The organism is Mangrovimonas sp. CR14 (assembly GCF_011764015.1).
Taxonomy (GTDB): domain Bacteria; phylum Bacteroidota; class Bacteroidia; order Flavobacteriales; family Flavobacteriaceae; genus Mangrovimonas; species Mangrovimonas futianensis.
Genome location: NZ_JAAFZY010000001.1, coordinates 388,814 through 403,503 on the forward strand (window position 1 = coordinate 388,814; position 14,690 = coordinate 403,503).

Annotated in this window: 14 protein-coding genes; 6 read left to right on the top strand and 8 right to left on the bottom strand. The window is 32.9% G+C overall.

Annotation, left to right across the window (positions count from 1 at the left end; genetic code table 11):
• The first annotated feature begins 63 nt into the window (after window positions 1-63).
• Window positions 64-1,125, top strand: a complete 1,062-nt coding sequence (locus tag GZ212_RS01700) for a ferredoxin--NADP reductase (protein ID WP_166956739.1) — start codon at window positions 64-66, stop codon at window positions 1,123-1,125.
• Window positions 1,126-1,148: 23 nt separating this feature from the next.
• Here the strand turns inward: GZ212_RS01700 and GZ212_RS01705 are convergent, their stop codons facing one another.
• Window positions 1,149-2,165 carry a glycosyltransferase family 9 protein gene (locus tag GZ212_RS01705; RefSeq protein WP_240923702.1) on the bottom strand — a complete coding sequence of 339 codons (1,017 nt, stop codon included), beginning with the start codon at window positions 2,163-2,165 and terminating at the stop codon, window positions 1,149-1,151.
• Window positions 2,166-2,174: 9 nt separating this feature from the next.
• On the bottom strand, window positions 2,175-2,786 hold the full coding sequence (locus GZ212_RS01710) for a DUF4254 domain-containing protein (protein ID WP_053970742.1): 612 nt from the start codon (window positions 2,784-2,786) through the stop codon (window positions 2,175-2,177).
• A 71-nt stretch (window positions 2,787-2,857) separates the two neighbouring features.
• Between GZ212_RS01710 and upp the strand changes: the two genes are divergently transcribed.
• Window positions 2,858-3,517, top strand: coding sequence for a uracil phosphoribosyltransferase (gene upp / locus GZ212_RS01715; RefSeq protein ID WP_166956741.1), 660 nt, complete (start codon window positions 2,858-2,860; stop codon window positions 3,515-3,517).
• Here upp and GZ212_RS01720 read toward each other — a convergent pair.
• Window positions 3,506-4,432, bottom strand: a complete 927-nt coding sequence (locus tag GZ212_RS01720) for a DUF6427 family protein (RefSeq protein WP_166956743.1) — start codon at window positions 4,430-4,432, stop codon at window positions 3,506-3,508. The genes upp and GZ212_RS01720 overlap by 12 nt on opposite strands.
• A gap of 117 nt (window positions 4,433-4,549) precedes the next feature.
• Between GZ212_RS01720 and GZ212_RS01725 the strand changes: the two genes are divergently transcribed.
• Window positions 4,550-4,777, top strand: a complete 228-nt coding sequence (locus GZ212_RS01725) for a hypothetical protein (protein ID WP_053970745.1) — start codon at window positions 4,550-4,552, stop codon at window positions 4,775-4,777.
• Here the strand turns inward: GZ212_RS01725 and purD are convergent.
• Window positions 4,772-6,043 carry a phosphoribosylamine--glycine ligase gene (gene purD, locus GZ212_RS01730; protein WP_166956745.1) on the bottom strand — a complete coding sequence of 424 codons (1,272 nt, stop codon included), beginning with the start codon at window positions 6,041-6,043 and terminating at the stop codon, window positions 4,772-4,774. The genes GZ212_RS01725 and purD overlap by 6 nt on opposite strands.
• Window positions 6,044-6,126: 83 nt before the next feature.
• Here purD and GZ212_RS01735 point away from each other — a divergent pair, with 83 nt between their 5' ends.
• The 3 genes from GZ212_RS01735 to GZ212_RS01745 are packed head-to-tail and all read left to right on the top strand — an operon-like array spanning window position 6,127 to window position 9,702.
• Entirely contained in the window at window positions 6,127-7,437 is a 1,311-nt protein-coding gene (locus GZ212_RS01735; RefSeq protein ID WP_166956747.1) for a phenylacetate--CoA ligase family protein, read from the top strand.
• Window positions 7,438-7,440: 3 nt separating this feature from the next.
• Entirely contained in the window at window positions 7,441-8,532 is a 1,092-nt protein-coding gene (gene wecB, locus GZ212_RS01740; protein WP_166956749.1) for a non-hydrolyzing UDP-N-acetylglucosamine 2-epimerase, read from the top strand.
• 3 nt (window positions 8,533-8,535) lie between these two features.
• Window positions 8,536-9,702 (top strand): glycosyltransferase family 4 protein, encoded by a 1,167-nt coding sequence (locus tag GZ212_RS01745; RefSeq protein ID WP_166956751.1) that lies wholly within the window; start codon window positions 8,536-8,538, stop codon window positions 9,700-9,702.
• On the opposite strand, the gene GZ212_RS01750 is transcribed toward GZ212_RS01745, so the two are convergent.
• From GZ212_RS01750 to GZ212_RS01765, 4 genes are read right to left on the bottom strand one after another with little or no spacing between them, the layout of a single operon-like run.
• Window positions 9,699-11,057 carry an undecaprenyl-phosphate glucose phosphotransferase gene (locus tag GZ212_RS01750; RefSeq protein WP_166956753.1) on the bottom strand — a complete coding sequence of 453 codons (1,359 nt, stop codon included), beginning with the start codon at window positions 11,055-11,057 and terminating at the stop codon, window positions 9,699-9,701. The genes GZ212_RS01745 and GZ212_RS01750 overlap by 4 nt on opposite strands.
• A 32-nt stretch (window positions 11,058-11,089) precedes the next feature.
• On the bottom strand, window positions 11,090-12,340 hold the full coding sequence (locus GZ212_RS01755) for an O-antigen ligase family protein (protein ID WP_166956755.1): 1,251 nt from the start codon (window positions 12,338-12,340) through the stop codon (window positions 11,090-11,092).
• Complete coding sequence (locus GZ212_RS01760; RefSeq protein WP_166956757.1) at window positions 12,319-13,419, bottom strand: DUF1972 domain-containing protein; 1,101 nt, start codon at window positions 13,417-13,419, stop codon at window positions 12,319-12,321. Before GZ212_RS01760 ends, GZ212_RS01755 begins: the two co-directional genes overlap by 22 nt.
• A complete protein-coding gene (locus GZ212_RS01765; protein WP_166956759.1) occupies window positions 13,394-14,683 on the bottom strand; it encodes a hypothetical protein in 1,290 nt (429 codons plus the stop codon). The genes GZ212_RS01760 and GZ212_RS01765 overlap by 26 nt, the downstream gene beginning before the upstream one ends.
• Window positions 14,684-14,690 lie beyond the last annotated feature (7 nt).

Consider the following 14,690-nt stretch of genomic DNA (forward strand, 5'->3'; position numbering starts at 1 on the left):
TTTTGTTACAACCACAGTCTTAATTGAGCAGAATGTTCCCTATTTTTGTGGAAAATTTATTCCATGGAATTTCACAAACTATCCATAAAAGATATTCAACGCGTTACTTCTAAATCAGTAGCCGTAAGTTTTCAAATACCTCAAGATTTAAAATCTGTATTTACCTTTCAAGCAGGCCAATACATTACACTTAAGGCTCAAGTAAACGGTGATGAAGTAAGAAGAGATTATTCTTTATGCTCATCACCCAAAAGTGGTGAATTAATGGTTGCCATTAAAGAAGTAGAAGATGGTACCTTTTCAGCATTTGCCAACAACACCTTAAAAGTAGGAGATGTTATTGAAGTAGCTCCTCCAAGAGGACGCTTTATATTTACGCCTAATGATAAAATCACCAAAAATATTGCAGCATTTGCAGCCGGTAGTGGAATCACTCCTATCATGAGTATTATTAAATGTGCTTTAGAGGAAGAAGTTCACAGTAAAATGGTTTTGGTCTATGGTAATAAATCAACAGACGACACCATGTTTATGGATGAATTGCTTGATTTACAACACCAATTTAGCGAGCGATTAGCCATCCAATTGGTTTTTAGTCAATCTCCAGAAGATGATGCCATTTTTGGACGCATTGAGAAAAGCACTGTCAATTTGGTCATGAAAAACAAGTATAAGCACATCGATGTAGATGCTTACTATTTATGTGGACCTGAAGGCATGATCTTTACCGTAAAAGATGTTTTGATTGAAAATGGCGCTGATGAAGATCGCATTCATTACGAATTATTTAAAGCAGCCAATTCTGATGAAGTGAATGTAGATTCAGATATTGCTTCTGGAACTGGCAACACTCACGTAACGGTAACTGTTGATGATGAGGAAATTTCATTTGAAATGTCTCCTAAACAATCCATTTTGGAAGCGGCCTTAGACCATGATGTAGATGCACCATATTCTTGCCAAGGAGGTATTTGTAGTAGTTGTGTTGCTAGATTGAAAGAAGGAGAGGCTACCATGAGACAAAACAATGTTCTTACGGATAGCGAGATTGCGGAAGGTTTAATTTTAACCTGTCAAGCTCATCCCACTACTTCCAAAGTAGTCGTTGACTATGACGATATCTAAATTTAAAAGGGTATTATTGAGAGCTAGATAATAGCATTCACTTTATTGACTATTGTTTCTGGCGAGATTGTTCGTGCCGCCTCTTGATAATCTTTTGGATATTTGTTCCCGTAAATCGATGTTGGAATTTGCGGGAACATTTTTCTATTAGGCACTAGGGAATAATCTGAAGGTTGATTAAAAGGTGTAAATCCTGCATAGGGATGCGTTACTCCCCAAACTGTAATGACTTTAACACCTTTCATCGCTGCCAAATGACCATTTCCAGAATCCATTGAAATCATGACGTCCAAATTGGAAATCACATCTAGTTCCTCTTGAAACTGAAGCTTCCCTGCTAAATTTACAATGTTACTTTGAGGGTTTTCTAACTTCTTTAATTGCTTGATTTCATCCTCTCCGCCACCAAACAAAAGCACTTTGTGTTGTTCAGCCAATTTGGAAATTACTTTTTCCATTAAATCCAAAGGATACATTTTGCCTTTATGAGCAGCAAATGGCGCAATTCCTACCCACTTCAAATGATCCTTTCCAAGTATAGAAAGTACCTTGTCGTTTAAAGTTTTTCTTTTAGGAAATTGAGGTTTTGACAAATTTAAAGGATATCCCAAGGTATCAAAAACATCGGCATATCTCTGCGCAGAAGTTTTTAATTGGGAAAAAAGCTTTCCCGAAACCAGTGCTTTCTTTTCTGCCCGTCCTTTATCAATGGCAGCCGACTTAAAATCCATTAAGAAAAATCTTAAAATTTTAGATCTTAGTACGTTATGAATGTCGGCAACGGCATCAATTTGATGTTTCCTAAGTTCTCTAGAAAGTTTAAACAAGCCCCATATTCCTTTATGGTTGCCCTTTAAATCAGCTTCAAAAACCGTAAGATTGGGAATCCCTTCAAATAAGGGACTAAAAAATCCTCGAGTTAAGACGGTCAATCTCAGGTTGGGGTTTTCATTTACCAACTCTCTGATTACTGGCACTGAAATAGCTACATCACCCATAGCAGATAAACGAATTACCAGAATATGCTTGGGTTTACCCATATAAAAGGACTATTTATTGGCTGCTCTTAAAACTGGATTTAATTCATCATCGTTGTACATTTTCATTTGTTTATAAACTTTCATGTACTTGTCACCATTAGAAATATCATTCAATAAATCATCAATGGCGGTTGATAAATCTGTGCGTTGTTCCAAAAGCACATTTAATTTATTTTGACAGGCTTCCCTATGGGCCTCAGAAGCATCTTCCCTGTTGGCTTCAACAGCCATGTGATATATTTTCAATGCCAAAATGGAGAGTCTGTCAATTGCCCATGCGGGACTCTCAGAATTAATCTTGGCATCCGATTTTACTTGTACATCTTTGTACTTATCCAGAAAATAACTATCAATAAACTCAACCGTATCCGTTCTATCTTGATTGGAAGCATCTATTTTACGCTTTAGCGTCAAAGCTGCTACCGGGTCAATATTCGGATCCCTAATGATATCCTCGTAAGCCCATTGAACCGTATCAATCCAACATTTCCTGTATAAAAGGTGACCCAATAAATCTGATTCTTTATCATACTTATTTTCAAATGGTTGATCTACAGTGTTTTTAACCTTATAGGTTTGAATAGCTTCTTGGAATATTTTGTTAGCTTTATCTGAAATCATAACTTCTAAATTATAGATACAAATATACTTCTTATTATTAACTTTACTACAATCAACAACACGCCTTTGATATGCAAATTCACGATCTTTCAAAAACCAACTCACTTCTGAATAAATTTATTTCTGAATTACGAGATGTTTCCATCCAGAAGGATGCCATGAGATTCAGAAGGAATATTGAGCGTGTGGGAGAAATTCTAGGTTATGAATTAAGTAAAACACTAACCTATTCCCATCAAGAGGTAAACACACCTTTAGGAACTTCAACAATTTCATTGCCCGATGAAGCCATTGTACTTTGTTCCATTTTAAGAGCCGGAATCCCTTTGCACCAAGGCCTTTTAAACTATTTTGACAAAGCCGAAAATGCATTTATTTCTGCGTACCGACATCATAAAGACGATCCTAAATCATTTGAAATCATGGTAGAATATTTAGCTTGCCCAGATTTAGATGGTAAAACACTTATTTTGGCTGATCCTATGCTGGCCACAGGACAGAGCATGGTAGCTACATTTGAAGCCTTAAAACCCTTTGGAACTCCCAAAAGCATCCATTTGGTAAGTGTTATTGGAGCCTCGGAAGGTTTGGATTTCGTCTCAGAACATTTTAATCAAGATGTTCACCTCTGGATCGCTACCGTTGATCAAAAATTAAATGATAAAAGCTATATAGTTCCTGGTTTGGGAGATGCGGGTGATTTAGCCTTTGGACAAAAACTACAAAATTAATCCCACCACCGGAGTCAATAACAGAATCCAAACCAATACTTCCTGAAACCATTTTTCGTTAATGATTTCAAAATAATTAGTCAGAATAATAGATAAAGGCACAAATAAAAAAATGAATTCGGCACCTGTTTTATTTGGAGAAATAATAAGGATTAACACAGAAATAATCGTCGCAATCAAAATCAAAATAAATGAGGGTTTATAACTCTTGGATTTAGATTTTATATTCCTCACATAATAAAAAAGCGACCAAATAAAATAAGCTATAATAATGGTAGCAGAGGTAATAATCTGGGGTTTGTTTAAGGTTGAAAAATCTAAACTTATTTGATATGGCATGCTCCACAAGTATTCAGACAGATTGATTTGGAAAATAATCATAAATCCTGCTGCAATCATAGCTATTGTTAACATGCCTAGGACCGGAATAAACCAATCTTTAATATTTACGATTCTAAAGAGGAATAAAGCAGCAAAAATAAGAATGAAAAACAACCCAGACCAGAAATAAAACAAGGTGGCAACGCTTATCCATATAGCCGCGTCAAAGAGCTTTTTCTTAACCTCCTTTTGAGTTCTTAAGCTCACTATCCTACGTAGGGAAAACATCACAAACAAATTGGCAAAAATCAAATTGGTATCCAGAAAGGTTTGTGGAATCATGGTCATAAAGAGGGTGAAAAACAACACCCTAAAACTATTTTTTTTGGTTAGTTTGTTCTTGCTAGTTACAAAGTCAAAAACAAAAACGGTCACCAAAACAACACCAAATATGCCGGCTTGTTTAAAAAACTCCAAAAACCCAAAAGGAATATTTGTTAAAAAAAGTTTAGAGATGACAAATGCCACAAGTAACACCAAGCTAATGATAACTAGGTGTATAGGTTTTGATTTACTAAAAAAATTGGCAATCATAAATCTCAGGGTTTTTCCAAAACAACTATTGACTATCCTTAGCCAAGGAATAATTAAAAAACAATCCTTTTAAATTAATTTGAAAAAAATGTACTTTTGTCAGGTAAATATAAAACTATGAAAGATTTCTTTTACGCGATACAGGATTTATTTGTAAATGTTTTGTTTGCTCCATTAGATGCTCTTAGAGCATTAGAGCTTGAAAGTTGGGCTGCTGCAAACACTCTAAATTGGATTTTCATGATTGTTGGAGCAGTTGCTTTCACATACTGGATGCTACAACTTAAAAAATACAATGATAACAATGAGGAAGATAAATCAATTTCTTCCCATTCTTACCTATAAATCAAATCCGATATCCTTACGATAATACATCTTATCAAAATGTAGTTTTTCTATATTTTGATAAGATTTTTTTAGTGCCTCTTCGTAAGTATTTCCATAGCTAGTCATAGCTAGTACACGTCCGCCAGAAGTAACTACTTGACCATCTTTTAAAACTGCTCCTGCATGAAAAGGGATGGAACCTTCAATTTCATTCAGTCCTGTTATTTCTTTACCTTTTTCATAAGCTTCTGGATAACCTCCTGATACGGTCATTACTGTTGTTGCAGCACGCTCATCAATTTCAATATCAATAGCATCTAAAGTACCATTGGCCATAGCAACCAACACATCAACCAAATCATTTTTCAGTCTTGGCAAAACAACCTCCGTTTCTGGATCCCCCATTCTCACGTTATATTCGATAACCTTTGGGTCTTCCCCTACCTTAATCAATCCAATAAATATAAACCCTTTGTAAGGAAGGTTGTCTTTTTGTAGTCCCTCTACGGTAGGCTTAACAATTTGACTCTCAATTTTATTCAAAAACGCTTCTGTAGCAAATGGTACTGGAGAAACAGCACCCATTCCTCCTGTATTCAATCCTGTATCACCCTCACCTATGCGTTTATAGTCTTTTGCTGTAGGCAAAATCTTGTAATTTTTCCCATCGGTAAGTACAAAACAACTTAATTCGATACCATCCAGGAATTCTTCGATAACCACTTTGGAACTGGCATCACCAAATTTGGCGTCAACCAACATGTTTTTCAATTCCGCTTTGGCTTCATCTAAATCGTTTAATATCAAAACCCCTTTTCCAGCTGCCAGTCCATCTGCTTTAAGAACATACGGAGGATTTAAGGTTTCTAAAAATTTGAAACCTTCTTCTACATTACTGGCATTGAAACTTTCATAGGCTGCAGTTGGAATCTCATGACGCATCATAAACTCTTTTGCAAACTCTTTACTGCCTTCAAGTTCTGCAGAAGCTTTTACTGGGCCAATAACAGGAATGTTTTTCAAGACTTCATCATTCAAAAAGAAATCATGAACCCCCTGAACCAAAGGATCTTCTGGCCCAACAACCACCATATCAATTTGCTCTCTTAAAACCAATTCTTTAATAGCTGGGAAATCGGTCACTCCAATATTCACATTTTCTGCTATGTTTGCCGTACCTGAATTTCCAGGTGCAACAAATAGTTTTTCGCATTTTGGACTTTGAGCAATTTTCCAAGCAAAGGTATGTTCTCTACCTCCAGAACCAAGAATTAAAATAGTCATGATATTTGATGTTTGCTGCAAAAATAATTGCTTTTGGGCTTAAAAAATAATTATTTTACAAAAACATAAATCCTTTCATCCTCTTGAATTTATTTGATCTTTCTTTGAAATTAAATGGCTTTCCATTGCGACAAGCCAAGATCAAATTAGACCAAATCCAAAAGTTGGAGGATGATGCTTTCGAATCATATCTTCAAAAGCAGAAAAAGGACATAGTTACCTACCATTTAGAACATAACCCTTTTTACAAACAACTATCTCAAAATGTGGATCCCAATCATTGGGAAAGCCTTCCAGTTTTAACCAAGAAAGATTTACAACAGCCTTTGGAAAAAAGGCTTTCCAAGGGGTTTACCGCAAAAAATGTGTATGTAAATAAGACTTCAGGTTCTTCTGGCGATCCCTTCATTTTTGCAAAGGATAAATTTTGTCATGCCATGACTTGGGCGGTCATTCAAAATCGATTTGGTTGGTATGGATTGGATTTTAATGTGTCAAAACAGGCTAGGTTTTATGGGATTCCTTTAGACAAAAAAGGGTATTACAAAGAGCGATTTAAAGATTGGTTGAGCAGCAGGTATCGATTTTCTGTTTTTGATTTAAGCGATAACGCTCTGAGATTATGCCTTAAGAGATTTAAAGAAACCCCATTTGATTACATCAACGGTTATACCTCTTCAATTTTACAATTTGCTAAATTCTTAAACAAAGAAGGCCTTATTCTTAAATCAATTTGCCCAAGTCTTAAAGCTTGTATGGTAACTTCAGAAATGCTGTTTGAGGAAGACAAACTGATAATGGAAGCTTCCTTTGGCATCCCAATAATTAATGAATATGGCGCCTCTGAACTTGATTTAATTGCATTTCAAAATCCTAACAATGAATGGCTTTTGAACAACGAAACCTTATTTGTAGAGATTTTGAATGATGAAAACAAACCAGCTAAACCAAACGAAGAAGGCAAAATAGTGATAACGTCTCTTTACAATAAAGCGCATCCCTTCATAAGGTATGAAATTGGAGATTTAGGCATTTTATCTGGAGAGAGTTCCTGTAAAAAGCCTATTTTGAAAAAGCTAATTGGACGAACCAATGATATGGTGGTTTTGCCGAGTGGAAAAAAAGCCGCTGGACTAACCTTCTATTATGTTACCAAAACTATTATTGAAAATGATGGGAATGTGAAGGAGTTTGTCGTTGACCAAATGAGTCCCAACACTTTCAAAATCAAATATGAAAGCACCAAAGATTTGAGCCAAGAGACTAAACAAAACATCGTATTTCAATTAGAAACCTATCTTGAAAAAGGTTTGAGTATTCAATTTGAGCGAAAAGAAAAAATTAAACGAACAAAATCAGGTAAACTCAAACAGTTTACCTCGCTAGTAAAATAACATATGAACATCACAATAGTTGCTGGTGCCCGGCCCAACTTCATGAAAATAGCTCCAATAATTGCCGCTATAGAAAAGAAACAAAAAGAGGGATTCAACCTTCAATATAGACTGGTACACACGGGCCAACATTATGATAAAAACCTGAGTGATACTTTTTTTGAGGAATTACATATTCCTTATCCTGATATCAACCTAGAGGTTAAAAGCGGAACTCAAGCTCAGCAAACAGCTGCCATTATGATTGGATTTGAAAATGAGCTTAAAAGGAATCCTTGTGATTTGGTATTAGTAGTAGGCGATGTTACATCTACCATGGCATGTACAATTGTTGCAAAAAAAGAAGGAGTTAAAGTAGCTCATATTGAAGCCGGAATAAGGTCTGGAGATATGTCTATGCCTGAAGAAATCAACAGAATTGTCACTGACAGTTTAACTGATTATTTTTTTACTACTTCAACCTATGCTAACCAAAACCTAAAAGATTCTGGAGTTCCTGACCAAGCGATTTATTTTGTTGGAAATGTCATGATTGATACCTTACTTAAAAATGAAACAAGATTTTCAAAACCCGAAATATGGCATACACTTGATTTAAAGGAAAAACAATATTTGGTGATGACCATGCATCGACCGAGTAATGTGGATGAAGAACATCAGCTAGAGAAATTAATTACAGCAATCGTAAAAAAAAGTGATCAAATGCCCATTATTTTTCCTGTTCATCCCAGAACAGAAAAAATATTGAAAAACCTTAATCTGGATTTTGAAAAACTGCATTTAGTAGCCCCATTAGGGTATTTGGAATTTAATTATCTCGTAAAACATTCAAAAGGCGTGTTGACCGACTCGGGGGGCATCACCGAGGAGACCACCGTAATGAATGTTCCTTGCATTACCCTTCGTGAAAATACAGAAAGACCTGAAACTTGTGAATTAGGAACCAACATTTTAGTTGGCCATGATTTTTCCAAATTGGATTTAGCATTAGACGATTTGCTTTTCAATAATTGGAAGGAAGGTTCTATCCCAGAGTTATGGGACGGAAAAGCTGCAGAACGAATTGTTAATCAAATAATTCAAATACATCTTTAAAACGTGAAGGAAATTTGCATTATAACAAACTATTTCCCTCCAGAAACAGGTGCGGCTTCCAACAGGATTTTTCAGCTTGCAGAAGGCCTTAAATCCAAAGGATTTGAAACGACAGTTATTTGTCCACTACCCAATTATCCAACCGGAAAAATATTCGCAGAATATAAAGGCAAATTAAGGCGTCTAGAGGACATTAATGGGATTAAGGTATGTCGGCTTTGGATTTTTGCTAGCAATTCCAAAAATAAGCTCTTACGGCTTTTATCGATGCTTTCCTTTAGCTTAAGTTTGACTTGGTTTTTTATTTGGAATAAAATCCCGAAAACGGTCATTGTTCAATCACCACCCTTATTAGTGGCCTTTACAAGTATGTTCTTTTTAAAAAGTAAAAAAAGAAAATTAATCTTAAACGTAAGTGATTTATGGCCTTTGGCCGGATTGGAACTTAGAGCTTTTAAAAAAAATCTCAATTACCGCATCCTAGAAAGAATCGAAAAATATAATTACCAAAAGGCCCATTTGATCTTAGGGCAAAGCGAAGAAATTTTATGTCACATTAAAAAGATATGCCCTGAAAAAGAACTGTTCCTATATAGAAATTACCCAAATTTTAAATCACCTTCATTAAAAGAAACTATTCCACTAGAAGGAAGAAAAATTAAATTGGTATATGCTGGCCTTCTCGGAATAGCACAAGGCATTTTAAAATTGTGCAATAACCTAGATTACTCCAAAATTGAATTTCATATATATGGCTCTGGTGCCGAAGAAGATTTAATAAAATCCTTCATTGAAGAAAACAATCATTTACCAATCTTTTTCCATGGATCCTTGTCCAGAGAAAAATTACATAAAGAACTTTTGGAATATGATTTGACCATTATTCCCTTACTCAACAGAATTTATGGGTCTGTACCTTCAAAAATATTTGAATACGCCAAACTTGGTCTTCCTATGCTTTATTTTGGAGGTGGCGAAGGTGAAACTATTATAGATGAAAATGCACTAGGTTGGGTTGTTCCTCCCGCCAATTATAACTTGCTTAATTACACATTAAATAATATTTATTTAAAGGACCTTACTTCAGCTAAAAAACAGAGGATACAAAGCAAAGCTCTAGAATTCTTCAATCATCAGGGACAACTAGACAAATTAGTAAAAATTATCTAATATGCTTTTTCATCACCTTTAACGGCGCTGATAAAGGTTTTAACTATAATCTTGAGGTCTAATAGAACAGACCAATTTTCGATATAAAAAATATCATATCTAACTCTACCTATAATGTCTTTGTCGGTTTCAACCTCCCCCCTAAAACCACTTATTTGAGCTAACCCGGTAATACCTGGCTTTACGAAATGTCGCACCATGAACTTATCAATCTTTTTTGCATAAATGTTGGTATGGCTCACCATATGGGGTCTTGGGCCCACTACTGACATGTCTCCAAAAAGTACATTGAAAAATTGAGGCAGCTCGTCAATGCTAGTCTTTCTAATAAACTTACCTACCTTGGTTACCCTATTATCTCCCCTAGTTGCTTGAAAAAGATGGGCATCATCATTGGGTGTCATAGATCTAAACTTATAGCAATCAAATTCGGTATAATTAAACCCATTTCTCGATTGTTTGAAAAAAACAGGGCCTTTGGATTCCAATTTTATAAGAATAGCTATTATAGGTGTTAACCATGATAGGATAAAAACAATCACAAAGGAAGCAAAAAGAATATCAAAAGCGCGTTTAAGAAATTTGTTGACGGGCTCTTCAATTGGGATATTTCTTAAAGATAAAATAGGGATGTAATCATAATACTCATATCGCAGTTTTTTGGAATAAATATCCTTATTGTCCGGTAAAAACTTCAGTATTTTAAGATTGTTATCGGCATAATCGATGACCCTTAAAATTTGGTTGTTTGACAATTCGGATATGGAACAATAAATTTCATCTATTCGCTCTTCATTCATCAACCTAAAACAAGATTCCAAATCAAAACTCTCCCTGTCCTTTACATTAAATGTTTTTTTGTGGATATAACCGTATTCTGGATTTTGGGTGAAAAATTTCTCAAGTGCAAGTGTTTGCTTATTTTTCCCTAAGATGATAGTATTTCTGAAATTTCCACCTAAGGCAGATCGATATTTTTGAAGCAAATAATAAATTGTGAATTTAGAAATCGTAATAAGCAAAAAAACAACCAACACATATTCCAAAATCGTCCGTGGAAGAAAATCAAATTGGCTATACCACCCTGAAAAAGCAAAAATCAACAAGGTAAACATGAATAGTTGCCTTCCTATCAATGTTATAATTGTTACTTCCCTAGTATATCGGTATACTTCATAAAATCGAGAATATATTGAAAGAATAACCCAGGCGCTAGAAATTACTACGAAAAAAATGATTGGGCTAAATCCTTTAAAATAAAATAAATAAGCTAAAATATTAATAAGACCTAAATCTATAAAATATGAAATGGGTCTAAGGTAAATAGAGTAACGTCCTGGTTTCTGTATACTCATTAAAGATTATAATTAAATTGTTTCATAAATAATTATTTTCTAACTGTAAAAATACTCCTATTAAATAAACAATAAAATATTATAAAAAAGAAAAGCCCCCTTTGAACCCATAAAACTGATTCTGTAAAAAACCATATTGGGATTAAAATACTGAAGAAAATAAACAAAAAATATTTTGACCTAATAGCCATTAAAACGTTCAAAGCAATTATTAATAGAATTAAAAATAAGCCGAAAATGCCCGATTCTGCAAAAGTTTGGGCATAATTATTATGATAATTATATAAATGATAACCCTTATATGTGCCATATTTTAAATGCCTTTTTTTTAAATCATCTCTAGAAGCAAATAATCCAAAACCTTTTAAAAAAATTCTCTTTTCTTGTATTTGCTCCTTCAAAAGCCTCAACTGAAAAAGTCTAATTGAAGTTCCGGTCCATGGATAAACTTTTGAGAAATGATCTTTCTCCAAAACTTGTTGTAAACTAATTTTCTCTCTTGAATTAATAACTAATTCCTCCTCTACTCTTTTAAGAATTTCTTTTGATGAGAAACTTATTATTAATAAAATAAGTATTCCCCCAAATACAAGTTTTAAAAATTTAATCCTTTTAAAATAAAATTGTCTGAAACCGAATAAAAGAGTTCCCAGTATAGTACAAAAAAGGATGGATTTTGAGGATAGTAATATCAACAAAAAAAGTAAAAATATTAATGCAAATAATTCATAGGGCCTTTTTTGAGATTTAAGTAGCAAATAAAAAAAACTTATCGAAAAAAAAGCGGAAACATAGATAGCATTTAATTCAAAATCTAAAGTTAAATCATGATATGTGAATTCTGTAAATGATCGAGACTTCATATACCTAATGAATGCTGAAATAATAAAAAGAACCCCAAATAATAAATTAGAGCAAGTATAGGTATTAAGTATAAATTTGAATTGATCCAAAGTAAACTTTGGAATTATTAAAAAAGAACAAGGCACCAAGAATAATGCCAACATTCTACCTAAACCCTTCAGTGTTAATCCCTCATTTAAAGTCCATAAATAGGTTGTCAAAAACCAAACATAAAGTATTATTGGAAGCAATAATGCTAAATCTTTGAAAGAATAGAACTTTTTATTTGTAAAAAAAAAGATTGCACAATAAACAACCAGAAGAGCCAAAGCTATACTACTAGGGGCATACCCTAGCATTAGGGTTGATAATATTAAAGCTACAAAATAATGTGCTTTATTAGTGGAAAATAATGTCTTTAACTTTGGTAGTACAAACACTCACTTATAAAATTTAAGTATTCATTATTGATTAACTCCCAATTGTAATTCTTTTCAATTTCTTTATAACAATTAAGGACCTTTTCTTTAAAATCAACTTTTCTGATAGTATCTATATAATTTTTAACATCTTCAGAAGATTCAAAGTAAAATGCATTTTCCGACAAAATGCTTTTATTAAATATGTTATTATTTGCAATAATTAAGCTATTGGAGGCCATAGCTTCCAAAAGGGAAGGGTTTGTTCCTCCAACTGAATGTCCATGAAAATATAAATTTGAAAAATACCTGAGACTATTTAATTTTTCAATATTATATATACCCCCAACAAATTTAATGTTTTTGTGATTTTTGAATTTTAATTTTAATTTCTTCCCATAATTATTTATATCATGCTTACCTATAACCAAAAAAGGCTGATTGTTTTTTGACATGGCAACCCCTTCCAGAATGGTCTCAATATTATTTTCTGGCTCAATCCGCGCAATTAACATATTATATTCATGTTTCACTAAATTATACTCCTTTAATACATCTGTATTAGGTTTCTGAAAAAGTTCTGCCCCATAAGCTATATATTTTGAATTTGCATTATAGGTTTGATTTAAATATTCCTTTATTCCTAAAGAATCAGAGATTAAAAAATCACTAGACCTTACAGCTAATTTTTCAGCATATTTCAGAAATTTCTGAACAAGTTTTGAATATTTTGTACGCTTCCATTCCAGACCATCCATGTTAGTGACAATAATTGATTTCTTAGGCAACAAACGAAACCATATAGTGCTACTCGTATAACCAAGTTGTAATATAATGTCAAAATCTCTTTTTCTTGAATCCAGGATACAATTTAAATCGTATATAAATTGTCCAGCTGTACCTATTTTATTCTCTGGGTCATGACAATGAATAATGTTAACCCCTTTATAGTTCTTATCCTGATAGGGATGATCATGAGAATTGTAAACATAGACCTCATGGCCTCTTTCTTTTAGGAAAACTGAAAAGTATTCTGCAAATTGTTCGAATCCTCCATGATGATTTGGTATTCCCCTAGTTCCTAATACGCCTATTTTCATTCTTTTTTTGATTTTTAGAATAAATACACTGTAATGAGAAAAGACCCCCAAGAAAAAAAACTAAAACATCTCCTTTATTGTAGATTCCCGTAATTATTAAAGATGTTAAAATAAAAAAAATGCCAATCCCTGATATTAAATTATTAATAAAGATTTCCTTTTTATTAAGTTGAATTTTATATGATTGAGAATAAATATAAAACAAAAACCACAGGTAAATAGTTAATCCTAATATTCCTGATTTGAACAAAATAAAAATATACCCATTATGAATTATTGGTATATATCTAAACTTTTTACCGTCTAGGGGCGCTTCAAATCCTAAATCAACCTGAGCTCCTAGCCCTTTCCCAAAAATCCAACCTAGATTATATTTGGAACTATTAATTCCATCAATGGCTTTTAAGGCTTCATAAGCCCTCCAATGATCCCAAAGATTTTCATGATTTTTTATGTTTATGTTTAAATCTGGTTGAAATATTTCAGATGGAGCTTGCTTTATTTTGTAGAAAAACCCTTCAACTCCTTCACTTTCTCTATTTAAATCAAAAAATTGCAATAAAGTCAAAAAAGAAATTATTAAAAAAGAAAAAATTGAAAAATACAATAGTCCTTTTGAAGAAATTTTGGTGTAACCTTTAACTGCTAAAATTATTAACAGTACACTAATAAACATTGTTCTTGAAAAGTAAAAAACAAAAGAAATTATTAGAATCCATCTAATCCATTTAATCCGTCTTAAAATAAAAGAGGAGAAAAACACTTTAGTTTGTTTGACAGAAAGCAATGCTAATGCGAATAACTCTATAAAATTGTCTCTTCCTAATTCCCCTCTAACTCTAGTAACCGAAAAGGGAGTATTAATTAAAAAAAAGAATAATCCTATTAAATGCCATATGGCAGATATAAATGCTGCATATATCAATGCCTTAAAAAGAAAATTTTTATCTTCTATCTTATTAATGATTAGATAACCTGATAAAAGGAATAAAATTGGTTTAAATAAAAATCCAAAGTCTTTTAATATATTATACAAATCAGCTGAATAAAGCACTCCTGAAAAAATAGAAATAATCAAAATTAGAATTAAAGAAAAAACAATTTTGATTATAGTAAGAGAGTATTTTATTGGGGGATGAACCAATAATAAAAATAAAATAAGAGCACCAAAAATTAAACTAAGTTCAATGGACTTGAAAAATAAATTAATAAAAATTAAGAGATAAAATAATGCCTTATATATTTTTTGCAAACTAATTTTCATCAATTAA